Below are 23,043 nucleotides of genomic sequence, written 5' to 3'. Positions count from 1 at the left end.
TATTTATTTTTAGCAATGTTAAGCCACGCAAATATTTAGTACCCTAGGGCATGCCAGTAGCGCGCGTGCTCGGCGCGCCACGACGCAGCCTCGACCGCCGCGCCGAACTCGATCCTCACGGCGCCTGCCTCGTCGGTGCGCATCCGGTCGATGCCGAGCGCGCCGTAGCGTTCGTACACAATCGGCTTCGGATGCCGGTAACGATTGCGCCAGCCAACCTGGAACACGGCTACCTGCGGATGGACCGCCTGCAGGAACGCCGCAGTGGACGAGGTGCCGCTGCCGTGGTGCGGCGCCAGCAGGACGTCGGCGGCCAGGCGCGCGTCACCCAGCAGAAGCAGCGCCTCCTGCGGCGCCTCGATGTCGCCGGCCAGCAGCATGGCACGCGTCCGGTTCGACACGCGCAGCACGCAACTCTTCGCGTTCGCCTTGACGCCGGGGTCGGTGTAGCTGTCCGACTGCGGGTGCAGCATCGCGAAGTCGATGCCATCCCAGTGCCAGCGCTGCCCGGCAACGCAATGCACATGGCGGCGCGCCGCCTGCGCCACCGGGTGCTGCGGCCACAGCGACGAGGCCACCCAGTCGACCCGCACCGCCTGCAGCAGCGCCAGGGCGCCGCCGACGTGGTCGGTGTCGCTGTGCGAGATGACGATGCCGTCCAGATGAGCGATGCCGCGCGCGCGCAGGTAGGGCAGAATCACGCGGCTGCCGCCATTCGAGTCCGGCGAATACACCGGCCCGGTGTCGTACAGCAGGCGGTGGCCGGCCGTTTCGACCAGCAGCGCCATGCCCTGGCCGACGTCGAATGCGGTGACGGTGAAGGTGCCGGTGGCCGGATGCGTGGGCAGTTGCGCCATCAGGGGCAGCCACGCCACCAGCCCGCTCCAGCGCAGCGGCCAGCCGCGCGGCGCCAGCATCCACAGCACCCCGAAGATGGCCAGCGCGCAGGTCCATGGACCGGCTGCCGGGGCACGCCAGACCGCCCAGCGCAAGCCGCTCAGCCCTTCCAGCAGAACCGCCATGCCCTGCACCACCCCATGCGCGGACAGCAGCAGGCCGGTTGACAGCGGCGCTGGCGCCAGGCTGCCGAGTAGCGCCAGCGGCGTCACGACAAAGCTGACCAGCGGGATGGCGATCGCATTGGCCAGCGGACTGGCCAGCGACACCTGGGCAAACAGCAGCATGGTCAGCGGCGCCAGCGCCAGCGTCACGACGTACTGGGTGTGCGCTGCGGCGCGCAGGGTCGCGCGCCAGCCGGCGCCAGCGGCGCGCACGCGGCCGGTGCCGGCGAACAGGATCGCCGCAACCGCACCGAACGAGAGCCAGAATCCTGGCCACAGTGGCGCCCACGGGTCGAGCAGCACGACCACGCCGAGCGCGGCGCAGAGCACGTGGCTGACAGCGGCGATGCGCCCGCTCCATAGCGCCACGGCGAGCACGAGGATCATGTACAGCGTGCGCTGCGCCGGGATGCCGAAGCCGGCCAGCAGCACGTACAGCACGGCGACGGCCGCACCCGCCAGGGCCGCCACTTTCTGGGCCGGCAGCAGCAGCGGCAGCTGGGCGGCCATGAAGAACGAGCGGCGCCACAGGAACGACGCCACCAGTGCCGCCAGACCTGCCACCATCGTGATGTGCAGGCCGGAGATCGAGACCAGGTGGCCGATCCCGGTGCGGTTGAACACGTCCCAGTCCGATTGCGCGATGCCGCGCTGGTCACCGATCACCAGCGCCACCATCACGCCGGCATATGGCTTGCCGGCCAGCGTCTGCAGGATGCGCGCGCGCAGCAGCGCACGGCTGCGTTCGACGACGCTGCCGAACCGCGGTACGAAGGCGTCGAGGCGGCGGTCACCGGCGGCGGGCCGCACGTAGCCGGTGGCGCGCACGCCCTGTTCGAGCAGCCAGGCTTCGTAGTCGAATCCACCGGGATTGGCGTTGCCGTGCGGGCGCTGCAGGCGCACCGTCAGGCGCCAGCGCGCGCCGGGTTCGATGTCGGCGGGCGGGCCGGCGACGCCCGCATACCAACCCAGCGCGACGCGCGGTGGCACCTGCGCAGCGTCGCCGATGACCCGTTCGACCGCAAAGTTGAAGCGCACGCCCTGCGCGAACGCATACGGCAGGCTGTCGATGGTGCCGACCAGGGTCAGGTCGCGGCCTTCGTCGACCCGGGCCAGTTGCGGCGCCAGCGCCAGGCTGGCCAGCAGCGCGGCCCAGCACAGGCCGAAGCCGGCACCGCTGAAGAACTGCACGACGGGAAAGCGGCGCCAGGCCAGCAGCAGCGCCGCGCAGGCGGTCAACGCTGCCGCGACTTTAGCGCTCGGCAAGCTCGCGCACGTTTGGAGCAGCGTCGCGCCAAGGGTGAATCCAAGGATGGCGCAACGCATGCGCTGGCGGCAGTCAGACCAGCGCGCCAGCGCCAGCAGGGGCTGGGCCGGCATGTTGCGGCACCGTCTGCGCCAGTCGCATCAGTTGCCAGCCGGCCTGACGCACGATCAATTGCTCGTCGCCGGGACGGGGTTTCAGACCGCCGCCGGTCAAGCGGTAAGTCGCCGGCGGCAGCACGACACCGCGCGCAAACCAGCGGGTTGTATCGAGCGCGTCGGCGTCGACGCAACCCCACCAGCCGCTGGCGGGACACGATTCTGCGCTGCGTACGATGCGGCCCACCGCTACGATTGTCATTTCCTCGTCAGGCACAGCGATGGAGGGCGTGGGCTGGACCAGTCCCGCCGCGGGTGCGCGCCTTGGCTGCCTGCGCTTGTCGGCCAGGCGCCAACTCGTGGGTGTACTCGTTTCATAACTCGGTTGCAGGCGGCGCACCTTTTGCCAAATAGAGGGTCTGGGCAGCAACAGTGCCTGCGGCATCACCGCCCCCTCGCGCAGGAACTGGCGCCCCCCCCCGAACACGCCGATGTCGGCGCTCGCCTCGCCGCATTGCCACCACCCGCTTTGCCGGCAAGGTGCGCCAGCCCATGCCACGGTACCGAGCGCCAGCCCGAGTTGCCGGTCGGCGTCCATCACGGCGGGCGGCTGCTCGACCGGACGCAGGCGCAGGCTCGACGACATGCGGCGCCACAAGTCGCCCAGAGATTCCTCAGACACGGTGGACTGCACCGGCTCCCCGCCCGCGCGCGGACTGATGCCGGTTTGCAGTTCGAGCGACACAAACGGATGCAGGGGGTCGTTCTCCGTTCCCTGCGTTTCCCATTCAAATGTATAGCCAGTTGAAAAATTGCGCTCGCGAACCTTGAATGCGAGTTCGTCTCCTTCCATCCCATCGATCGTACGGTGCCCGTCGAGCAGCGTCGAGTGAAATGCATTCAGGAATGCGTAAGGTCCGGCCCGATTCGCCGCATTGCGCTCCAACAAGCCGGGGCCAGGCGTTTTGCCAGCGATTGTCGCCAGCGCAATACCCAGGTCTTCGTGGCCAGGCAAACCAGCGAACATGACGATACTTTCGCCCTGGTCGGCTGTAAGGGGATCAAGCAGCAGCGCCCCGTCGAGGCAAAAACCTGGGTGCACCGGTACGATGCCAGCGCCGATGGGCTTGAGTTTTTTGAACAGATGCTCCAGCTTGCCCGCATTCTCTGGCTTGTAGGCGTTGGTGTGAAATCGGAACGTGGTGTCATTGACGTGTGCGAATCCGTCAACAGCCACACTTGAATACACCACCTTGACGCCATCTTCGAGTAAATATCCGGAACTAAAGTCGAACACAAATACCTTGCCGTCAACGTCTTCATCGCGCACATCGCGTACCGACACCATGTTTTTCTTGCCTGCCCGATTTTTACGCGCATTGATTTCCGCTTCCCGCGCTGCCACACGTGCTGAGAATTTCTCCCGTGACTCTGCCCCCAAATTAACAATATCAAATCCCTCGACCGACGCCCTGCTCAACGATACTTGCGCATTGGCCGGCACGTCGACCAGGAAGCGGCCAACGCAGACTGTTTTCATGTGCTTGCTCATGTCGGTTACCTTTTTAGGTTCCTGCATGCTCCAGACCGCATCGACAGTCCACAACACCGCACCGAACGCCGACGCAACAATCAGCACCACGCGCACAGTTGTACGCCTTAGATGCTGCTTCATTTCACGCCCGGAGAGCAGCATCCCCGCCGATGCGCCAAAACGCTATTTTTGTCGAATCCAGGCTCGCAAGCAGACAGGCTTGATCGCAGATGATTCCACAGATGAAACAATTCTACTGGTGACAATGAGGCCTGACCCGACTTGCCGTGCGCGTGCCAATTGAGGGTAGCGTGCCCTGCAAGTGCACGAGTGCGCTGCTGAAATACGTTCATTTCACATCCTGGACGATCTTGACGACCAAATGCTGGGTCAGCAGCAGCATGAAGTCGGGGTCGTAGCTTTTTTGATGACTAAAGCCCCGTGTCGCAAATAGCCGCTTCAGTACGCCGCCGGTGCACTTGCCGGATGCTTCAGGAACCGTACCATCGCCCGCTGCGTCTTGTGCATCCGGGACGAAGGTCAACATGCACCCACCGACATCCACCACGCGGCCACCGTCAAGAACACGTAACTTCGGTTTGCCATGCTCGACCGCCCCCGGATTGAGCGCGACGCGTCCGCAAGCGGGTGTATCGTCCGCAATCCAACTGATGCGGCTGAACGTGCGCCGCGTCACGTCAGCACCGTAATAAGCGTACGTATTGGGATGGTAGTAGTCGTTCAGCTCCTCCACGTGGAAACGCTCAGCATCGTCAAGTGCAGTCCGAATCGCATTGTTGACACCACTTTCACGATACAGCCCGCCTGGATCGGCGAGCGCTGGATCAATCAACCGGTACCAGGACGTCGTGTCGCGATACATCTCATACGAACTCGCACGCGGCAAATTGACCCAGTCACGCCATATCTTCTTCCCGCCCTCCGTGCGCACCGTGCGCAGATGCAGCCACGGGCGTGGATAAAGGTGATTCGGCAACAGCTCCAGCACACCGGGCGAGGTTGCCATCGCCGCAGTCGTTTCTTTGGTCGTGCGGCCCAGCATCAGCGAAAAGGCCGCAGCTTCGACACTGTTGCCGTCGACGCTGCCAGGACTGGATGGTTCAACGCCACACGCGATACGCCGATACGCCACCGGCGCGCCCAGCGCCGGCATCGCACCGTGGATGACTCCGGCGATTTTCTCGGGAATACGCCTGGCGCAGGCACGCGCCACCAGGCCGCCCATCGAATGGGTAATTAAAATGACCCGACTGCATTCGTGCTGGCGCTGCGCCCAGAACGCAATAATTTCGTCAATGCGTCGCTGCAGGCGGTCGGCCGACTTGCTGCAGGATCCCAGCCAGTTGTATCCGACTGCATACACCGGATACTGATACGCTGCGTAGTGTTCCAGCTCGGCGTCGGTGAGCGGATCGAGGCTGCGCACGCCCCACTTGCTGCGATCGCAATCGACGACGCGCTTCCAGTGGTTAGTCAGGCGGCGTTTATTCGGTGCCTCCATACGAAACGTTGTATTCAGGTGACTTTCGAGTTCCATCAGCAGCTTCGCGTAACTGCCGGCATGGACCTCGCCCCAGCCACGTTCGCGCATTTCTTCTTTGGACAGATACACCTGGCCGCCCGTTTCGTCAGGGCCGCGCGTCGAGTCCGGGACGGCCAGCTCGCCGTCCGGATCAACTTCGCAGGTTTCGGCGCGCAGGATCTTCTGGCGCAGTGCTGGCTCGCGGTTGGTCCATTTCCCCACCGCCGCCAGGGCGGCGTAACTGCCATTCGGCGCATGCCACACCGGCTCGCCCGGCTTGATGCCGGTTTCCTTTGGCGGTGCCGGCGTGCCACCGGCCTTCAAATTGCTGCCCATAATCCCAGGCACAAAAATGACCGGAATCACCTTGCGCGATCCGACTGTGACCAGGGCGCGCGTGGTAAAAGCCTTCGGTGTGGTGACGCTGCGCGCGACCAGCGTGCCATCCGGCGCCACGGTCGGCTGGCGTATCGGGCGGGTAGGCTCGCTCATGCGGCGCCTCCTTTACCGTCTTCCGGATGCAGCCTGAATTCAACCTCACCGAACGCATACGCAGTTAAAATTTCGGTGCGACCCTGTTCATCGGTCACCCCCTCCATTGTTGTGCCGTCCTCATGGCGCGCGGTGTAGCGCCGCCCTCTGGCGGGCAAGCCGGTCTGGCGGTCGATCGCCACCATGCGCTCGTCGGTTTCGAGTTTCGTGTCGGGCAGGTGCAAGCCCACCGGCGCGCCGCCGCCCGGGCCGAGCTGGTCCAGCCGGGCCGCCCTGATGGTGTGCCTGCCACTGCTCTGCTGGATGATGGCGCCGTCACCCCAGTCGGTCTGCACGCCCTGCGCCACCACTTTGACACTGGGCGCCTGGAATTCGATGGCATCGGCCGCCACCAGGCTGATCTTGCCGGACGACCGGATCTGGACATTGCCGCGGTGGGTTTTGACGACCACGTCCCCGCGTGCAGCCACCAGCTTGATGCCCAGCTCGAAGGCGAACAGGCTCAGCGCTCTGGCTGCGCGCAGAAACACATTCCGGCCCGCCGCCACTTCGGTGTCGCCGCTGCACACGACGTCAATCTTGGTTTCCGCGCCCAGGGCCAGATTGTCCTGGCTGGCCAGGATCATCCCGGCCGGGGCGCTGGCAGCGACGATCGCTTCGCTGTGCGACAAATCGGCACCGTCCTGCCAGCGTTTCAGCTTGTCGACCAGCGCCTGCATGCGCGGCTTGCACTGCTCGTCGCCAGCCAGTTCGACGGCCTGGCGTTCCAGTTCGGCGAGCACGCCCTGCATCAGGTCGGCAAGGCCGCTCAGGCCCGGGCGCGCCAGCTGTTCCTCACTCGCCGCTTCGGCACTGATCAACACGCCATGTACGCCGCGCACGGCCACTGCCTGGTCGCTGCGCAGCTCGGCGCCCTGCCCGCGCGCGTCGGCGGCGCCGTCCGCGCGCGGGTGCGCGAGCCAGCCCAGGTTCAGTTCGGAGCGGGCATGGTCGCTGGCCAGCTGCACGCCGATCTGGCCATGCGTGTCGTCGAAGCGCAGCTGGCTGCCGCGCGCGCCGCCGACCTCCTTGCTGCGCATGCCGGACAGGTAGCGGTTACCGGGCAAACCGCCCAGCGCGCTGAGGGCCGGCGGCGCAGCGTGGCCGTTGAACAGCTGGGATAGTACGATCGGCTTGTCCGGGTCGCCACCAAGGAAGGCGACCAGCACTTCGCTGCCCACGCGCGGCAGGTTGAGGCTGCCGGCCTGCTGGTGGATGCCGCTGCTGCTGCCGGCCCAGTTGGAGGCAACGCGCACCCAGGCCGAATCGCAAGGTGTGCCCGAGGCGCCGGCGCCGTGCGCGTGCTCGTGGTCGACGGCGCGCATGCCGGGAAAACGGATCTTGATGCGGCCCAGCGCATCGCAATGGACTTCCTCGTTGGCGGGCCCGACGACGATCGCGCTTTGCAGTTGCGGATGCGGCAGATCGGTGGCGGGATCGAATGCGGGCACGATCGGCACGCCGCGCCGCACCGCCGAGAAGGTCACGTGGACGCGCATGGCGCCGGCGATCGGCGCGCTGTTGCCGTTCTCGCCGTGCAGCAGGCGTTCGGCGCGCGCATGCAGTTCAGGCGGCAGGTTGTTGCGCGCATCGATGTGGAGCTCGGTGATGACGAACTCGCGCGCGTCCTGCGCATGCTGGTCGATCTCCGGATGCCCGGTCAGCGTAAAATATTCGCCGGCGCAAAAATCGCGCACGCTGCCTTCGCCATAAAAACACTTGGCCAGGTATTCGTGGCGGCTGATGCGCAGCTGGCCGAGGCGCCAATGGTCGTCGACGTCGACGCCCACGTGCGGCATGTCGACCTGGTAGTCGTCCAGGCTTGCCGCAAGTTCGTTGCCGCGCACGCCCTGGTCACCCATGCTGCGCGCGCTGGCGCTCATGAAGGCGCCGGCCTGCGGATTCTTGTAGTCCCAGCTGTGGCGCGTGGCGCTGCCGGGCTGCAGCGCGCGCGCCGCGCTCCAGGAGGTAATGGTGTCGCGCTGTTCGGTGGCGTGGTCGCGGTGATAACGTACGGTACCGGCGGCATTTTGCGGCAGGCGGCGCGCGTCGGTGAACAGCACGATGGTGTGGGCCGGCACGGCGCACGCGCCATGCCGGCTGTTACCGGGCCGCACGTACCACGACACGCCGCGCCGGCGCAGCAGGCGCGCAATGAAATGGGCGTCGCTTTCGTTGTACTGCATGGTCTGCTCGCGCGGCGGGAACAGGCGCCGGTCGAACAGGGGGTCGAAGGCATAATCGAACGCGCCGCCCAGCACGGCGTTGCCACGACGCCATTCGTCGAACAGCGTCTGCACGATATCGAGCTCGCTTTGAAAGCGGAAGATGCGGCTGTTGATGCGCTTTTCCATGATGGCCATGGCATCGCGCAGCACCAGGTGGTAGGTGGCCAGGCCACCGTCGCAGTCGCCCGCGCGTGCTTCGGTGACGATGCCGCAGATGCTGCGCAAGTGACCGCGGTCGGTCACGAAATCGATCTGCGCCGGCAGCGCGATGAGTTCCTTCAATGCCAGCAATGGCGTGCTGGCCAGGCAGGCCACGCGGTAGTGGATGCCGCCGCAGATCGATTCATCGCCCGTGATGCGCTGGGCCAGCAGCACATCGTCGAGGATGCCTTCGGGATGATGCAGGCGCAGGCGCAACGGCCGGTTGGCCGTGCTCAGTGATTTTTCGCGCCGCAAAACTTCTAGCAATTCTCTCGCACTGTCCACTTCTGTTCTCCCGCGCCGGTGGGCTCGATGACGTGGCGAGAATGGTGGCACCCGTGGATACGTACAACTTTGCGGCGGCACAGTCGTGCGCCAGCGCGGCAAGCCGCAGCGCTGCGGGTTCGGGCCGGTTTGAATGTCGATCAACACGACGTGCTGCGCGCGTGCGGCAAATGCAATACGGTCCGGTTTGGACGTGACCTGCGCGATTCCGGGAGGTTCCGTCGCTACGCGATGATCGTTCGAGCCAGCGCAATGGCATCCTGGCCATCAGCGCGCATGGGAGAGCAATCACAGCTTGACGAGTGGACCGAATTCGACGATCAACCAATTGCCCTCGTTTTTGTTCAACCGTACATATTGTTTTTCCGAAGGACAACCGCCTTTATATTCCAGCAACGAGTAGCCTTCCACCGTCGTCTGTTCCGGCGTCACGTTAAAACTGGGCGTAATGTCCTTGTACCCGCCGCATTTCTCGACGCTCAATTTGCGCTCTGCTGCAGCGCTTTTTGCCAGTGCGGGCTTTTCCAGGAAACGCGACCTGAGTGCCGGTCCGAGTCGTGATTGGGCAGCGTCGATATCCGCCGTCGATAAGTCGACCAGGAATTGCCTGGAAACTTCACCCGGCGTCATGTCCTTCTTGCTGCATGCGACCGTCGCAATGGCAAGACATGCCAATGCTGCGGTAACCATATATTGATTCATGAAATACCTTCGTCGATGTTGTTAAACCAGTCGGGACCTTATTGCGCGGCCAGCACGTTGCCTTGCTTGTCGGCCAATTCAATTTTAAGAATTTGCGCCTGCACCACTTTCTTGCTGACGTCGGCATCCTGCACGTAGGCGTACACCACCAGGTGCATCGCTTCATACTTGCTGCGCATCGCCTCGATCACGCGGGCCTTGTCCTCGTCCGGTACATTCAGGTAGCGGAAGCCGGCGCCATTGTTAAAACCGATCTTGTAGCTGCTGTTGTCGCCAAAATAGCGATACGCGCCTTTTTCCCAGACCGATGAATCGAGCGGAAAACCCTTTTTCTCGAAATCGTATTTCTCTACCGGGCTGGCAATGTCCAGCTTGACGTAACGCTGCTGCGCCGCCTGCGCCACGCCAGCGTCGATCTTCACTTTCAGCGCCTTGAGCAAATCGTTTTTCTTGAACTCGTCGGACGCGCCGGCAAAGTCGCGCGAATAGCTGGTTGCCACTTCGTTGTAGTCGATCGGCATGCCGGCCACGCCCAGGTAGGCGAACATCAGCTGGTTGCCGCTGTCGACATCGAGGTAACGCGACGCCGGGGTGGCCGGATCGCCCTTCGGCAAGGCAGCCTTGGCCTGTTCCTTGACCTTGCTGGCAGCGAGCTCGGGGCTGGCGGCGTCGTTCAGGTTGGGCGTCGCAGCGGCAGCGTCCGGCGCCTTGGATTTATCGCCGCAGCCGGCCAGCAATGCGAGGGCCAGCAAGCCGGCAGCGGGAAAGTGACGTGGTGAGATGGTCATAGTGTTCCTGTATAAAAGATAGAAAGGCCAGTTCAAGCTTTGGCGACGAGAAATTTGATGACACCCTTTGCGGCCAGGTACAAGCTGGCAAGCAGCGCCAGGTAGGCGCCGGCGCCAATCGAGATGGCTTGCAGCGCCGCGCGCAGCATTTCCTGGCCCATCTCGTCGACCATGCGCCGGGTGCTGGCGTCACCGAGGCCGCCGGCCAGCCCGCGCGCCTGTTGCATGCCGTCGCTGACGCCGTGGTAGACCATGTAGGCGACCAGCAGCATGAACGCCAGCGGCAGCAAGCCACCCAGATGCGCGCGCCGATCCGACCAGACCTGCGGCGTCAACGGCGCCAGCAGCGCGACGATGCACAGAAAACCATACAGACCACTGCTGCCGCCGCCGCCGTTGAGCGCGGCCATGGTCCCGTTGGGCGAATTGACCACGCCCAGGATGGCCCAGAACGACATGCCGACGCCGTAGCCGGACGAGACCTGGATCCACACCGTGTTGAGCACAAACCAGCCGACCACCAGGGCCGCCATTGCCGCCAGCGTCGGCACCCCGAAGCGCGCCACCAGACCTGCGGCCAGTATGCCGCCGCGCGCTTTGGCCGCCTTCATGGCTTGCTCGGCCTGTTCCTTGGCCAGTTGCGACTCGGCCACCGGCGTCGCCGTCAGCACGGCGCCGCTGGCATCGAGCGCCACCTCGACCACCATGCCGACCTTCGGCGGCACATCCGATTTCCAGTGGTGTTCGAGGGTGAACGGATACTGCTCCAGCGCGATGCTCAGCAACCCGGGGCCGGCGTTGGTATCCCGCAAAATCTTGCCGCGATTTTTCATGACGATGTTTTCCTCTTCAGTTGGTCGACTGCCAGCGCAGCCTGCACCATGTTGTTCGCAGGTCGAGGGCGTCAGGTTCAATTTATTTTTGTTTTTTAGAAAATATTTTCGATGTTGTCGTTTTGGGCATTTTTTGTTCTCTGGACATCATTACCCGACGCTATAATCTTTGGAATGAACACAATTTCCACATGAGCAGGCAAACGGTTGCGCCCAGCGAATTGCTGGCGGCCATGGCCGGTGGCGATCAGCGCGCCATGGACACGCTGTACCGCGACTGGTCGCGCAAGGTGCGCCTGTTCGCGCGCAGCCAGTTACTACGCTGCGGCCTCGATGCCGACGCCATCGCCGATGAAATCACGGTCGATGTGTTTCACGATGTGTGGCGCGCCCCGCTCAGTTACGACGGCCGGGTCAGCTTTGCCACCTGGCTGTTGACGATCACGCGCAACAAGGCCGTTTCGCACATCCGCAGCCACGCCAGGCGCGCCGGCCTGCACGATCCGCTGGGCGATGAGGATGCGCACATCGCGCCGGCGCCCAGTCTGCAGGCGGTGCAGGAACAGGCGCAGCGCAGTGCCGCGGTGATGAACTGCCTGCGCCGCCTGAAGAATCCCTTGCAGCGCGAAAGCCTGACCCTGTGGGCGCTGGAAGACTTGTCGGTGCTCGACATCGCCCGTATCCAGGATGCCCCCGAAGGCACCGTCAAGACCCGCCTGTTTCACGGGCGGCTCAATTTACGCCAGTGCCTCGAACGCTGGTTCGTACAGGAAGGTGGCCGCCATGAATGAACAACAACGCCTGCTCGAACGCTTGCCCGACTACCTCAATGGCCACGTGACGGGCGAAGATGGGCGCCACATCGCCGTTCTGCTGGAAAACGATCGCACGTGGCAGCAGCAGGCCGCCGCCATGGCAGACCTGCGCCAGGGTGTCGCACATGAAATGGACACGATGGACAGCGCGCACGGGCTGGCCGAACTGCGCCGCCGCATGGCCGCCAGCGCACCTGCGCCGCGCGCGCCATGGTGGCGCCGCCTGCTCGACATGCGCGCCGCGCCGGTGCTGGCCTTTGGCACGATGGCCAGCCTGGCCGCCGTCTGTGTCGTGCAGGGCTGGATGCTGGCGCACCCCGCGGCGCCAGCCGTGGCCTGGCGCGCTGCCCCCTTTACGGTCGCCGCCCCGGCCGCCAACCTGCGCGTGCGCTTCCATGATGGCGCCACGCTGGCCCAGGTCGAGGCAGTACTGGCACAGGCCGGCGCGCGCCTGGTCGCGGGTCCCGGGGGCCGCCATGCCTACCTGGTGCAGGCCGACGATCCCGCGGCTGCACTGCCATTGTTGCGTGCCAGCGCCGTGGTGCGCGACGCCAGCCCGGCAGCGCCCGTCCAGCCGTGATGCGGCGCGCCTGGCTGCTACTCTTGCTGGTGGGCGCCGTGGCCGGCGCCGCCGAGCGCCACGCCTTGTTGATCGGGGTGTCCAGCGTGCCGGCATTGCCGCGCAGCGCCTGGCTCGAAGGTCCGCGCCACGATGTTCCGGCGATGCGCGCTGCGCTGCTGGCGCAAGGCTTTGCGCCGGAGCACGTCGTCACCCTGGCCGATGGTGTGGCCGGCGCGGCGGCGCCGAGCCGCGCTGCCATCCTGGCGCAACTGGCGCGTGCCGGCGCCACGCTGCAGGCGGGCGATGTGCTGGTGCTGTACTGGTCCGGGCACGGCTTGCTGATGCCCGGGCCAGCCGGCCTGTGGCAAACGCCGGCCGGCCAGCAGGTGCGCCTGCTGGCCGGCGACGCCCGCATCGACCCGGTCACCCGGCAACTCGCCGGCACGGTCGGCAGCAACGATATCGGCCGGGCCATCGACACCCTGGCCGCGCGCGGCGTGCAAGTGGTCGCCCTGTTCGACAGTTGTTATGCGGCCGGCGGCACCCGTGGCGAGGCCGGCCTGGTCTGGCGCGGGATGGCCAGCGAAGCCCGCGCACCGGCCCTGCACAGCGCGCGCCAGCCCAGCCAGGCCGGCCCGGCGCCGGGCGCGCGCCCGCTGTTCGTGGGCTTCTACGCCGCCGAGCCGCAGCAACGCAGCGCCGAAGCGCTGGCCAGCGACTACCCCGGCCAGGCGCGCGGCATTTTTACGCGCGCCATGGTGGCCGGACTGCAGGACCAGCCAGCGAGCTACATGGCGTGGGCAGCCGCTGCCAACCAGTATTATCGGCAGGCCCTCGACGCGCAACAGTTGCCGGCCAGCGCACGCCCGTCACCGGTGTATGCCGGCGCGCTGGACCAACCGTTGTGGCGTGCCGCGAATGCGGCGCTGGTGTGGCCGGTGCAGCGCGATGCACGCGGCTGGTTGCTGCCCTACGGGCGGCTCGATGGCTTGCGGGTGGGCGACCGCCTGGTACGCGGCGGCGCCGTCTGGCAAGTCGCTGCCGTCAACTGGGGTGAAGCCCGGCTCGATGCAGCGGCCGGCAGCGAGCCGGTCGATGGCTGGGCCAGCCGCATCGCCGCGCCGCAGGACCCCGTCGTGACTGGCGCCGGCGCCGGTGCCGTGAACGTACTGCTGCCCGGTCGCAGCGCGCTGCGGCTGCGCGTGCCGGGCGCCGAACTGGCGCGCCTGCGCACCCGCGCCGCCAGTCTCGCGCAGGTGCTGGCGCTGCCGCCCACCGCGGCGGCGCCGCCGCTGCTGCAGGCCCGCATCGAAATCGCCAGGCCGGGCCGCCCGGCCGTGAGCCTGCCGTTCACTGACCGCGACCTGGGCGACCTGCCGGCCGGCACGCGCCTGCACGTGCTGGTCGACAACGCCAGCGCAAGCTCGGTCGACCTGGGCATCGTGCACCTGCCCTTGCGCGGGCCGGCGACGCGCGTGTTTCCGCCGTTCGAAGGCGACAGCAACCGCATGCCTGCACAAGCGCTCCCGTTCGAGCGCGACTTCGAGCTGACCGCGCACGGTGCAGGCGACGCCCCGGAATGGCTGGTGCTGGTCGCCGCACCTGCTGCCAGCGGCGCCATGCCGCGCCGCTTCGCCCTGTTCGACGCCCTGCGCGATGCGTCCGCCGACCGTGGGGCGGCGCTGGCATCGGGGCGCAACGCCGACCAGGCGCAGGTGGCGCGCATCAGCTGGCGCGTGGTCGGGCGCACGCCATGAGGGGCCCGGCCTGCAGCTTGTTCCTGGCGCTGGCCATGGCGGCCGGCCTGGCGCACGCCACCTGCCTGCAGGCGGCGGCGGCGCTGATCGACAGCGGCGACCTTGCCGTCGAGCAGGAACGCTACCAGGATGCCGTGGCCCCGTTCGAGCAGGCGCTGGCGCTGTGCCGCGCCGCCGCCGACCGGAGCGGCATCTCGGCCAGCCTGCTCGCCTATGGCAAGGTGCTGGACGTCCTGCACCGCTATCCCGAAAGCGAAGCAGTGCTGCTGGAAGGCTGGGCGCTGCGCCAGGCCATCGACGCCAGTGCGCAGCCCGACGGCGACCCGGGGCGCGAGCGCATGTATTACCCGGCCGAGATGATGTATCTATATCGCTCGTCGAGCCGCTTCGACCTGGCCTGGAAATGGGGCGATGTCGCCCTGCAGGCCAAGGCGCAACTGGCCGGCGCCACCTCCAGTTCCTACGGCACCAGCCTGTCCAACATGTCCGGCATCGCCCTGCAGACGCGCGAATACGCGCGCGGGCTGGTCTACGCCCGGCAAGCCATGGATATCTGGGAAAAGACGTCCGGTACCGACAGTACCGACCACGCCTGGGGCATGCGCGACGTGGGCATGTTGCTGCTAAGACAGGGCAAGCTGCCCGAAAGCCATGTCTACCTGGAGCGCGCTTACCAGATCCGTCTCGCCGCCTTTGGCCAGGACCGCACCGAAACCCAGACCAGCACCAGGGATCTGGCGATCTGGCACACGGCGGCCGGCAACGATGTCTCCGCCCTGGCATTTGCCGAAGCCGGCCTGGCCAGTGCCGTGCGGCGCGACGGTGCCCAGTCGCTCGCCGCCAGCTACGCGCTGGCGGGGGTGGGCAGCATCCACCTGCGCCTGGGTGAAGCAAGGCAGGCAGCCGCCGAGGCGGAGCAGGTGCTGGCGATCCGGCGCGCCGTCCTGGGCGAACAGAATGCGCAAACCATCAATGCCTGGCAAGACCTGGCGCAGGCCCAGCTGGCCAACAACCGGCTCGGCCGCGCAGCACAGGCATCCCAGGCTGCGCTGGCCGCCTGCCGCGCGATGCCGGGCCGCATCGCCGCCTCGTGCGTGACACACCAGATCAATCATGCACGCATCCTGCTGGCCCTGGGCCAGCCGGACGCTGCGCTGCAGGACGCCGAACAAGCCGCCGCGCTAGCCCGCGCCACCGACGGCGAAATGCCCGGCGACGAACGGGCCGCCGGCATGCTCGCCGCCCAGGCCCTGCGCGCACTGGGCCGCCAGCAGGACGCAGAAACCGCGCTGGTGGCACTTGAACGGCGCGTCGCCGCCACGCCGGAACCGGTCACGAATGGTTTATTTTTAGTCCAGCTTGCCTTGCTCGCCGTGCGCGCCGACGCGCCCGGCCAGGACACGGCGCAACTGGCCAGCCTGGCCGCTGAAAGCGCCGCCCTGGCCGAAGCGCTGGCGCAGCAGCGCGGGCGCGCCCATCCGGACTACGCCAGCGCCTTGCTCGATACCGCTGCCCTGAACGCGCGCGCTTCACATACCACGCTGGCGCGCCAGCAAAGTGCGCGCGCGCTGGCCATCGCCCTGGCCAATCGCGCCACGCTGCTGCAAGCGCGCGCCAGCGCCCAGTTGAGCGTGCTCGATGCCGGCGCGCAGGCGGTCTTCTTCGGCAAGCAGGCCGTCAATGCGCTGCAATCGGCGCGTGAAAACATCGTTGGCTTGCCAACCGAACAGCAGCACAGTTTTATTCACTTGCAGAAGTCGGCCTACCAGCAACTGGTCGACCAGTTGCTGGACCGGCGCCGCATCGGCGAGGCCGAAACCGTGCTCGCGCTGGTCGAGGAAAACGAATTTCACGAGCTGCTGCGCGGCGCCGATGGCGCCCCGGCACAGGATGCCCGCGTGGCGCAAATCGACTTCGAGCAGGCCGAAGAATCAGCGCGTCACAGCCTCGCAGAGCGCACGCTTGCCCTGCAAGCGGCCGCCGCGGCGCTGGCCGACGCGCGCGCGCAGCAAGCCCGGGGCGTGCCAGGCGGTGCGGCCCTGGTGGCGTCGGCACAAGCGACCCTGGCCGCGTTGATCGACCAGGCCACCGGGCTGTTTGCCGCCAGCGTGCCGGTCGCAGCGTCGGCAGCCGAGCCGAAGCCGCTGCCGCGCCGCACCACACTGGCGCCCGGCCAGCTGCATTTGACCTATTTGGTCGGCGCCGGGCGCCTGCGCATCGTGGTCCAGCAGGGCGCAACGGTGCGCGTGGTGAGCCGCGCCATCGATGAAGCGGCGCTGGTGCGCCAGATCGCGCTGCTGCGCCGCACGGCGCAAGACCCGGGCCAGGATCCGCGCGCAGCGGCCGGGCGCCTGTACACATTGCTGGTCGGGCCGGTGCAGGCCGAACTGGCACAGGCGCGCAGTCTGACGTTGTCGCTCGGCGGCGCACTGCGCTATGTGCCGTTCGCGATGCTGCACGACGGGCGCGGCTATCTGGTGGAGCGCTTGCCGGTCCAGCTGGCCAGTGGCGCGGGCAAGGTAGCGCCGGCGCGCCCGCTCTCGCTGGCCTTGTTCGGCCAGAGCCAGGCCAGTGGCGACTTGCCGGCCTTGCCGTACGTGGCCAGCGAATTGCTGGCAGTGGCCGGTAGCGGGCGCATCCCGCACCGCAGCTACCTGGACGCCCGTTTCACGGCAGCGAACCTGGCACAGGGCCTGCAACAGGCCAGCATGGTCCACATCGCCGGCCACTTCGTGCTGCGCTCAGGCCGTGGCGACGATTCTTATCTGCTGCTGGGCAATGGAGAACGTTTGAGCTTGACCGATCTGGCGCAAGAGCGGTTTCGCTTCGACGGGCTTGACCTGCTGACGCTGTCGGCCTGCGAAACGGCCGTCCCGGCCGGCGTCGACGCCAACGGCCGCGAGCTGGCCAGCCTGGCCTGGCTGGCGCGCGAGCGCGGCGCGCGCCATGTGCTGGCCAGCCTGTGGCGGGTGTCGGACCGTTCGACTGCCACGTTGATGACCGATTTTTACCAGGCGCTGGCGCGTGGCGAGAACCACGGCGCCGCTCTGCGCCTGGCCCAGTTGCACCAGATCCGCAACCCGGCCCGGGCCGGCGCCGGGACACGCGGCCTGCGTCCGCTCGGCACACAGGGCGCGCGCATCGCGGGCCACCCGTTCTACTGGGCCGGATTCATGTTACTGGGTAATTGACGCAAGGCGCGGTATGGCGGCCAGGGCATTGGCGGTCGAGACGGCGGCCACCTCGCGCGCGTCGATGTCACGCAATTGGGCCAGCGCCACGCCGATTGCCGGCAAGTTCTCCGGGCTGTTGCGCGCCGGATGCACCCAGGCCGGAGAGATGTCGGGCGCATCCGTTTCCATGACGATGGACGCAAGCGGCAATTGGGTGGCCAGGCGCCGGATTTGCAGGGCGCGCGTAAAAGTGAAGGCGCCGCCGAAGCCCAGGTGAAAACCCAGGTCGATAAACGTTTGCGCCTGCTGGAAGCTGCCGTTGAAGGCATGGGCGATGCCGGACGGCGGCGTGATCTGGCGCAGGTGTTTCAATACCTGATCCTGCGAGCGGCGCACGTGGGTCAGGACCGGCAGGCCGAGGTCGCGCGCGATACGCAGCTGCGCCCGAAAAAAGCGTTCCTGCTTGGCGCGCATGTCCGGCTCGCACAACAGCGGGATGAAATAATCGAGTCCCACTTCACCAATTGCCACGAAACGCGGATCGGACAAGGACGCCTGCGCCAGGTCACGCAGCAGGTCGAGGTCGTCATCCGTTGCCTGCGGCACGCACATCGGGTGGATGCCGAGCGCGTAGCAGGCGTTCGGCGTGTTGGCGGCGATGTGCGCCACGTCCGCAAAATTGCCGCGCTCGACGGCGGGGATGACGATCATCGACACGCCCTGCACGGCGGCGCGCTGCCCTACCCCGGAGGGCCCGCCGTCAGCGCCGACGAATTCGTGCGCGTCCAGGTGGCAGTGGGTGTCGATCCACATGTTTTATACGAGTTCGGCTGGCTGCAAACCGTGTTCGGTCAGCCGCAGCACGCGGTCGCAGCGGCGCGCCAGGTCGATGTCGTGGGTGACGATGACGAAGGCGGTGCCGAGCGACTGCGACAATTCCAGCATCAGGTCGAAAATGATCTGGGCCGTGGCGCTGTCGAGGTTACCGGTCGGTTCGTCGGCCAGCACGCAGGCCGGCTCCGTGACCAGCGCGCGCGCCAGGGCCACGCGCTGGCGTTCGCCGCCGGACAGTTCACCCGGACGGTGAATCGCGCGCTGCGACAGGCCCACGCGTTTGAGCATCGCTTCGGCGCGCAGATTGGCCTGTTCGCGTCCCACGCGCCGGATCAGGAGCGGCATGGCGACATTGTCCAGCGCCGAGAATTCCGGCAGCAGGTGGTGGAACTGGTAGACGAAGCCGAGCGAGGCGTTGCGCAGGTCGCCGCGGCGCTTCTCCGACAAGGTCGCAAAATCTTCGCCCAACAGCGTGACGCTGCCGGTGCTCGGCGTATCGAGCCCGCCCAGCAAATGCAGCAGCGTCGATTTGCCCGAGCCGGAGGCGCCGACGATGGCGACCCTTTCGCCGCGCGAAATGGCAAAGTTCACTTGCGCCAGCACTTGCACGGCGTAGTCGCCTTCGCGGAAGGTTTTGCCGAGACCCGTGCAGGTCAGTACCAGAGATTTGGACAGGTCATTCATAACGCAGGGCCTCCGCCGGTTTGACGCGGGACGCCGAGTAACTAGGATAAATGGTGGCGAGAAACGCCATGATCACGGCCAGGCCGCCAATTTTGAAGACATCGGGCCAGCGCAGGTCGGACGGCACCGAGCTGATAAAGTAAATATCTTTCGACAGGAACTGCACGCCCAGCAGGTGTTCGATGAACGGCACGATGACGTCGACGTTCAGGGCCACCAGCACGCCGAAGCCGACGCCCAGCATGGTGCCCATGATCCCCACCAGCGCGCCCTGGATCATGAAGATTTTTTGAATCGAGCGCGGCGAGGAACCAAGGGTGCGCAAGATGGCAATGTCGGCCTGCTTTTCGGTGACGGTCATGACCAGCGTCGAGACCAGGTTAAACGCGGCCACCGCAATGATCAGGGTCAGGATGATGAACATCATTTTTTTCTCGGTCTGCACGGCCGCGAACCAGTTCGCATTGAGCTTCGACCAGTCGCGCATGATCAATGTACCGGACATGGTTTTCTTCAGCTGCAGCGCCACTTCCGGCGCCTGGTGCATGTCGGCGATGCGCAGGCGCAGGCCCGATGGCGCAGTCAGGCGCTCGAGTTTTTCGGCGTCTTCGAGTGCAATGAAGGCCAGCCCCGAATCGAATTCATAGTGGCCCGCTTCGAAGATGGCCGAGACGGTAAACGTGCGGGTGCGCGGCAGCACGCCGGCCGGGGTGGCCTGGCCTTGCGCGAGCAGCATGGTGACCTTGTCGCCGATGCCCACGCCGAGCGAATTGGCCAGCGCGTAGCCGAGCATGATGTTGAAGGTGCCGGGCTGCAGCGAGGCGAACGAACCGTGCTTGACCTGGCGCCCGATATCGGAGACGGCCGCTTCCTTTTCAGGCAGCACGCCACGCACGATGGCCGGGCGCATCACGTCGTCGCGCAATAACAAACCCTGGGTTTCGACGAAGGGGGCGGCGCCGCGCACCTGCGGATTCTGGAACGCTTCCTTCTCGGCCGCTTCCCAGTTCGGCATGCCGCCGCTCGCGTCGAACACTTCGATGTGCGCCAGCACCGACAGCATGCGGTCGGTCACTTCCTTCTGAAAACCGTTCATCACCGAGAGCACCACGATCAGCGCGGCCACCCCCAGCGCGATGCCGGAGACGGAGATCAGCGAAATAAACGATATAAAACTATTGCGGCCGCTGCGCTTGCCGGCGCGCGTGTAGCGCAGGCCGACCAGCCATTCATACGGCAATTTTGCGATGATGCTCATGGGCTCCAGGAACAAAAAAATAAGCGAAGAAAATCTGACCCCGCAGTGTGCCACACAACGCTCGACCTTGACAGTGTTGCCAGAATAGAATGAACAGGACGGTGTGCCATTTCACTTACAATGGCGGCATGAATCAATTGACGCTCGTTTTACCGTTTGCTCTCCCGCCTCCCGAACTTGCCGCCGACCTGGTGCGCGCCCTGCAGGCGCCGGCGCTGGCGGCGCTGCTGTCGCGCCCGGCCACCCATGCCAGCACCACCTTCGACGACGATGCGCGCGCGCTCCCGCACGAGCTGTGGCTGGCGCGCGAACTGGCGCTGTCGAACGCCCATGCGGCGTTCGCGGCCGCCGCCATGCGCGGCTTCGGGCTCGATGCGTCGGCCGGTGGCTGGCTGATCCTGCATCCGGCCCACATCGAAATCGCGCGCAGCCACCTGGCGCTGCACGACTTGCGCAAGCTGCAATTGCAGGACATTGACGCCCGTACTCTGTTCGACTGCGCCCTGCCATTGTTCACGGAACTCGGCCACACGCTCCTGTACGGCGACGCACAGACCTGGTTCCTGCGTGCGGCCGGCTGGGATCAGTTGGACACCTCGTCGCCGGACGCCGTGCTGGGCATGAACCTGGGCGACGCGATGCCGGCCGGCGCCGAGGCGCGCGCGTTCCGGCGCCTGCAGAACGAAGTGCAAATGCTGTGGTTCGAGCATCCGGTCAACACGGCGCGTGCGCAGCGTGGGCTGGCGCCAGTGAACGCCATCTGGCCGTGGGGCGGCGGCAGTGCGCAGGCAAATAAAGCCATGACGGTATGCGGCGTGCCGGGCTGGCTGCAGGCGATGGCGCAGCAGGTCTTGACCGATCCGGGCGCCATCCTCGCCGGCGACGACAACGCCCTGCTGGTGTGCGGCGCCCTCACCGGCCCGGGCCTGGCCGGCGAATGGTCCAGCTGGCTGGACGCCATGCACCAGCTTGAAAACACGCTGTTCGCGCCCACCCTGGCACTTCTGGCGGCCGCCAAGGTCAAATCGGTACGCCTGGTCCTGTCGCGCCGGACCGCCCTGTTTGACCTCACCACCACCCCCATGGCGCAACGTAAATTCTGGCGCCGCATCACCCTGGACAGCCTCATTTGAAAACCCGTATCAGTATTCGCCCCTGTTCCGTCCGCACCACCGAGATGCTGCGCCAAGGCGGCGTGCACCCCGTGCTGGCGCGCGTCTTCGCCTCGCGCGGCCTGCTCGACGTGCGTGAATTGTCTTCCGAGCTGTCAGCGCTGATCGCCCCGGCCGGCCTGCGCCACATCGACCAGGCCGCCGTGTATCTGGCCGACGCGATTGCCGCCCACAAGAAGATGACCATCGTCGCCGACTACGACTGCGACGGCGCCACCGCCTGCGCCGTGGCCCTGCGCGGCCTGCGCGCAATGGGGGCGCAGGTCGACTTCATTGTGCCGAACCGTTTTGAGTATGGCTATGGCCTCACGCCCGAGATCGTCGAACTGACCGCGCGCGAGAAGAACCCCGACATCATCATCACGGTCGACAATGGCATCGCCAGCATCGACGGCGTGGCGGAGGCGAACCGGCGTGGCATCGACGTCGTCATCACCGACCATCACTTGCCGGCCGCCACCCTGCCGGCGGCGCGCGTGATCGTCAACCCGAACCAGCCCGAATGCGGTTTTCCAAGTAAACACCTGGCCGGGGTCGGCGTGGTGTTCTATGTGCTGCTGGCCCTACGCGCCGAATTGCGCCGACGCGGCGTGTTCGATGCGGCCACCCAGCCGAAACTCGATCATTTGCTCGACCTGGTGGCGCTGGGAACGGTCGCCGACGTCGTGAAACTCGACGCCAATAACCGCATCCTGGTTGCACAGGGCATCAAGCGCATGCGCGCTGGCCGCATGCACCCGGGCGTGGCCGCCCTGTTCCGGGTGGCCGGACGCGAGTCGCGTACGGCGTCACCGTTCGACCTGGGCTTTGCACTCGGCCCGCGCCTGAACGCCGCCGGACGGCTGGACGACATGTCGCTGGGGATCGAATGCCTGGTTACCGACGACGAAGGGCGCGCCTGGGCCATTGCCCAGCAGCTCAACGAGATCAATCTGAAGCGGCGCGAGATCGAGGCGGAGATGCAGGACACCGCCCTGCTGCACCTGGACGATTTCCAGCCGACCGCCAGCAGCACAATTGCCGTGTTCGACGCCGGCTGGCACCAGGGCGTGATCGGCATCGTCGCCTCGCGCCTGAAAGAAAAATTCTTCCGGCCGACGATCACGTTCGCGCCGGGCCAGGATGGCTGGATCAAGGGTTCGGGCCGCTCGATTCCGGGCTTTCACCTGCGCGACGCGCTCGACCTGGTGTCGAAACAGGTGCCGGGCCTGATCGACAAGTTCGGCGGCCACGCGATGGCAGCCGGCCTGACCATGCGCGCCGAGGCGTTCGACAGCTTTGCGGCCGCCTTCGAGGCGGTTGGCAAAGCGTGGCTGACCGAGGCGCAACTGGAGCGCATCGTGGAAACCGACGGCCCGCTGGAAGACGCCTACTACACCAACGATTTTATCGAGCTGATGGCCGGCCAGGTCTGGGGGCAAGGGTTCGCGCCGCCCGTGTTCTGCGACGAATTCCGGGTGGTCAGCCAGCGCATTTTGAAGGATCGGCATCTCAAGCTGCTGCTGGAAAAGAACGGCAAGCGCTACGACGCGATCTGGTTCGGGCACACCGACGCCATGGGCGAGCGGGCGCGGGTGGCGTTCCGGCTCGACGCGAATGAGTACAACGGCGTCACCAAGGTGCAATTGCTGGTGGAGCACGCCGAGCCGGCTTGAGCCGCGCACGACCGGCATGCCTTGCCTTCTTTCCGGTTTTGGAGTATAAAGAATCCAGAACCGGA

16 protein-coding genes are annotated in these 23,043 nt (G+C 66.3%); 6 read left to right on the top strand and 10 right to left on the bottom strand.

Annotated elements, in window-relative coordinates; genetic code table 11:
* Positions 1–35: 35 nt before the first annotated feature.
* From V6M87_RS05980 to V6M87_RS05950, 7 genes are all read right to left on the bottom strand, one after another.
* Complete coding sequence (locus V6M87_RS05980; protein WP_332875784.1) at positions 36–2,387, bottom strand: DNA internalization-related competence protein ComEC/Rec2; 2,352 nt, start codon at positions 2,385–2,387, stop codon at positions 36–38.
* Between the two features lie 13 nt (positions 2,388–2,400).
* Complete coding sequence (locus tag V6M87_RS05975) at positions 2,401–4,119, bottom strand: T6SS immunity protein Tli4 family protein (protein WP_332875680.1); 1,719 nt, start codon at positions 4,117–4,119, stop codon at positions 2,401–2,403.
* A gap of 187 nt (positions 4,120–4,306) precedes the next feature.
* On the bottom strand, positions 4,307–5,992 hold the full coding sequence (locus V6M87_RS05970; protein WP_332875679.1) for an esterase/lipase family protein: 1,686 nt from the start codon (positions 5,990–5,992) through the stop codon (positions 4,307–4,309).
* Positions 5,989–8,727, bottom strand: a complete 2,739-nt coding sequence (locus V6M87_RS05965) for a type VI secretion system Vgr family protein (RefSeq protein ID WP_332875678.1) — start codon at positions 8,725–8,727, stop codon at positions 5,989–5,991. The genes V6M87_RS05970 and V6M87_RS05965 overlap by 4 nt, the downstream gene beginning before the upstream one ends.
* Positions 8,728–9,033: 306 nt before the next feature.
* Positions 9,034–9,447: a hypothetical protein gene (locus V6M87_RS05960; RefSeq protein WP_332875677.1), complete on the bottom strand. Its 414-nt coding sequence runs from the start codon at positions 9,445–9,447 to the stop codon at positions 9,034–9,036.
* 38 nt (positions 9,448–9,485) lie between these two features.
* Complete coding sequence (locus tag V6M87_RS05955) at positions 9,486–10,235, bottom strand: hypothetical protein (RefSeq protein ID WP_332875676.1); 750 nt, start codon at positions 10,233–10,235, stop codon at positions 9,486–9,488.
* A 32-nt stretch (positions 10,236–10,267) separates the two neighbouring features.
* Complete coding sequence (locus V6M87_RS05950; protein ID WP_332875675.1) at positions 10,268–11,068, bottom strand: hypothetical protein; 801 nt, start codon at positions 11,066–11,068, stop codon at positions 10,268–10,270.
* Positions 11,069–11,259: 191 nt separating this feature from the next.
* Here V6M87_RS05950 and V6M87_RS05945 point away from each other — a divergent pair, with 191 nt between their 5' ends.
* Genes V6M87_RS05945 through V6M87_RS05930 form a run of 4 tightly spaced genes read left to right on the top strand, consistent with a single transcriptional unit; the run spans position 11,260 to position 17,393 of the window.
* A complete protein-coding gene (locus V6M87_RS05945; RefSeq protein ID WP_332875674.1) occupies positions 11,260–11,859 on the top strand; it encodes an RNA polymerase sigma factor in 600 nt (199 codons plus the stop codon).
* The gene (locus V6M87_RS05940) at positions 11,852–12,463 is read left to right on the top strand and encodes a hypothetical protein (RefSeq protein WP_332875673.1); all 612 of its coding nucleotides are present in this window, start codon (positions 11,852–11,854) and stop codon (positions 12,461–12,463) included. The genes V6M87_RS05945 and V6M87_RS05940 overlap by 8 nt, the downstream gene beginning before the upstream one ends.
* A complete protein-coding gene (locus tag V6M87_RS05935) occupies positions 12,463–14,202 on the top strand; it encodes a caspase family protein (RefSeq protein WP_332875672.1) in 1,740 nt (579 codons plus the stop codon). Before V6M87_RS05940 ends, V6M87_RS05935 begins: the two co-directional genes overlap by 1 nt.
* Positions 14,199–17,393: a CHAT domain-containing tetratricopeptide repeat protein gene (locus V6M87_RS05930; protein WP_332875671.1), complete on the top strand. Its 3,195-nt coding sequence runs from the start codon at positions 14,199–14,201 to the stop codon at positions 17,391–17,393. Before V6M87_RS05935 ends, V6M87_RS05930 begins: the two co-directional genes overlap by 4 nt.
* Here the strand turns inward: V6M87_RS05930 and V6M87_RS05925 are convergent.
* Genes V6M87_RS05925 through V6M87_RS05915 form a run of 3 tightly spaced genes read right to left on the bottom strand, consistent with a single transcriptional unit; the run spans position 17,379 to position 20,151 of the window.
* Positions 17,379–18,188 carry a TatD family hydrolase gene (locus V6M87_RS05925; protein ID WP_332875670.1) on the bottom strand — a complete coding sequence of 270 codons (810 nt, stop codon included), beginning with the start codon at positions 18,186–18,188 and terminating at the stop codon, positions 17,379–17,381. The genes V6M87_RS05930 and V6M87_RS05925 overlap by 15 nt on opposite strands.
* 3 nt (positions 18,189–18,191) lie before the next feature.
* The gene (gene lolD / locus V6M87_RS05920; RefSeq protein ID WP_332875669.1) at positions 18,192–18,893 is read right to left on the bottom strand and encodes a lipoprotein-releasing ABC transporter ATP-binding protein LolD; all 702 of its coding nucleotides are present in this window, start codon (positions 18,891–18,893) and stop codon (positions 18,192–18,194) included.
* Entirely contained in the window at positions 18,886–20,151 is a 1,266-nt protein-coding gene (locus V6M87_RS05915; protein ID WP_332875668.1) for a lipoprotein-releasing ABC transporter permease subunit, read from the bottom strand. Before V6M87_RS05915 ends, lolD begins: the two co-directional genes overlap by 8 nt.
* Positions 20,152–20,279: 128 nt before the next feature.
* On the opposite strand from V6M87_RS05915, the gene V6M87_RS05910 reads away from it, so the two are divergent.
* Together V6M87_RS05910 and recJ are read left to right on the top strand one after the other, a co-directional pair.
* The gene (locus V6M87_RS05910; protein WP_332875667.1) at positions 20,280–21,284 is read left to right on the top strand and encodes a hypothetical protein; all 1,005 of its coding nucleotides are present in this window, start codon (positions 20,280–20,282) and stop codon (positions 21,282–21,284) included.
* Positions 21,285–21,328: 44 nt separating this feature from the next.
* Complete coding sequence (gene recJ / locus V6M87_RS05905; RefSeq protein WP_332875783.1) at positions 21,329–22,978, top strand: single-stranded-DNA-specific exonuclease RecJ; 1,650 nt, start codon at positions 21,329–21,331, stop codon at positions 22,976–22,978.
* Positions 22,979–23,043 lie beyond the last annotated feature (65 nt).

This window comes from Massilia sp. S19_KUP03_FR1 (assembly GCF_036688685.1).
Classification (GTDB): domain Bacteria; phylum Pseudomonadota; class Gammaproteobacteria; order Burkholderiales; family Burkholderiaceae_D; genus JALYUM01.
This window is presented reverse-complemented; position numbering and strand designations above follow the sequence as displayed.

Coding starts and splice junctions, on each gene's coding strand:
- V6M87_RS05960 (WP_332875677.1), bottom strand. CDS start 9,447: ATGAATCAATATATGGTTACCGCAGCATTGGCATGTCTTGCCATTGCG.
- V6M87_RS05955 (WP_332875676.1), bottom strand. CDS start 10,235: ATGACCATCTCACCACGTCACTTTCCCGCTGCCGGCTTGCTGGCCCTC.
- V6M87_RS05915 (WP_332875668.1), bottom strand. CDS start 20,151: ATGAGCATCATCGCAAAATTGCCGTATGAATGGCTGGTCGGCCTGCGC.
- V6M87_RS05925 (WP_332875670.1), bottom strand. CDS start 18,188: ATGTGGATCGACACCCACTGCCACCTGGACGCGCACGAATTCGTCGGC.
- V6M87_RS05945 (WP_332875674.1), top strand. CDS start 11,260: ATGAGCAGGCAAACGGTTGCGCCCAGCGAATTGCTGGCGGCCATGGCC.
- V6M87_RS05910 (WP_332875667.1), top strand. CDS start 20,280: ATGAATCAATTGACGCTCGTTTTACCGTTTGCTCTCCCGCCTCCCGAA.
- V6M87_RS05950 (WP_332875675.1), bottom strand. CDS start 11,068: ATGAAAAATCGCGGCAAGATTTTGCGGGATACCAACGCCGGCCCCGGG.
- V6M87_RS05980 (WP_332875784.1), bottom strand. CDS start 2,387: ATGCGTTGCGCCATCCTTGGATTCACCCTTGGCGCGACGCTGCTCCAA.
- V6M87_RS05940 (WP_332875673.1), top strand. CDS start 11,852: ATGAATGAACAACAACGCCTGCTCGAACGCTTGCCCGACTACCTCAAT.
- lolD (WP_332875669.1), bottom strand. CDS start 18,893: ATGAATGACCTGTCCAAATCTCTGGTACTGACCTGCACGGGTCTCGGC.
- V6M87_RS05975 (WP_332875680.1), bottom strand. CDS start 4,119: ATGCTGCTCTCCGGGCGTGAAATGAAGCAGCATCTAAGGCGTACAACT.
- V6M87_RS05935 (WP_332875672.1), top strand. CDS start 12,463: ATGCGGCGCGCCTGGCTGCTACTCTTGCTGGTGGGCGCCGTGGCCGGC.
- V6M87_RS05970 (WP_332875679.1), bottom strand. CDS start 5,992: ATGAGCGAGCCTACCCGCCCGATACGCCAGCCGACCGTGGCGCCGGAT.
- recJ (WP_332875783.1), top strand. CDS start 21,329: ATGCTGCGCCAAGGCGGCGTGCACCCCGTGCTGGCGCGCGTCTTCGCC.
- V6M87_RS05930 (WP_332875671.1), top strand. CDS start 14,199: ATGAGGGGCCCGGCCTGCAGCTTGTTCCTGGCGCTGGCCATGGCGGCC.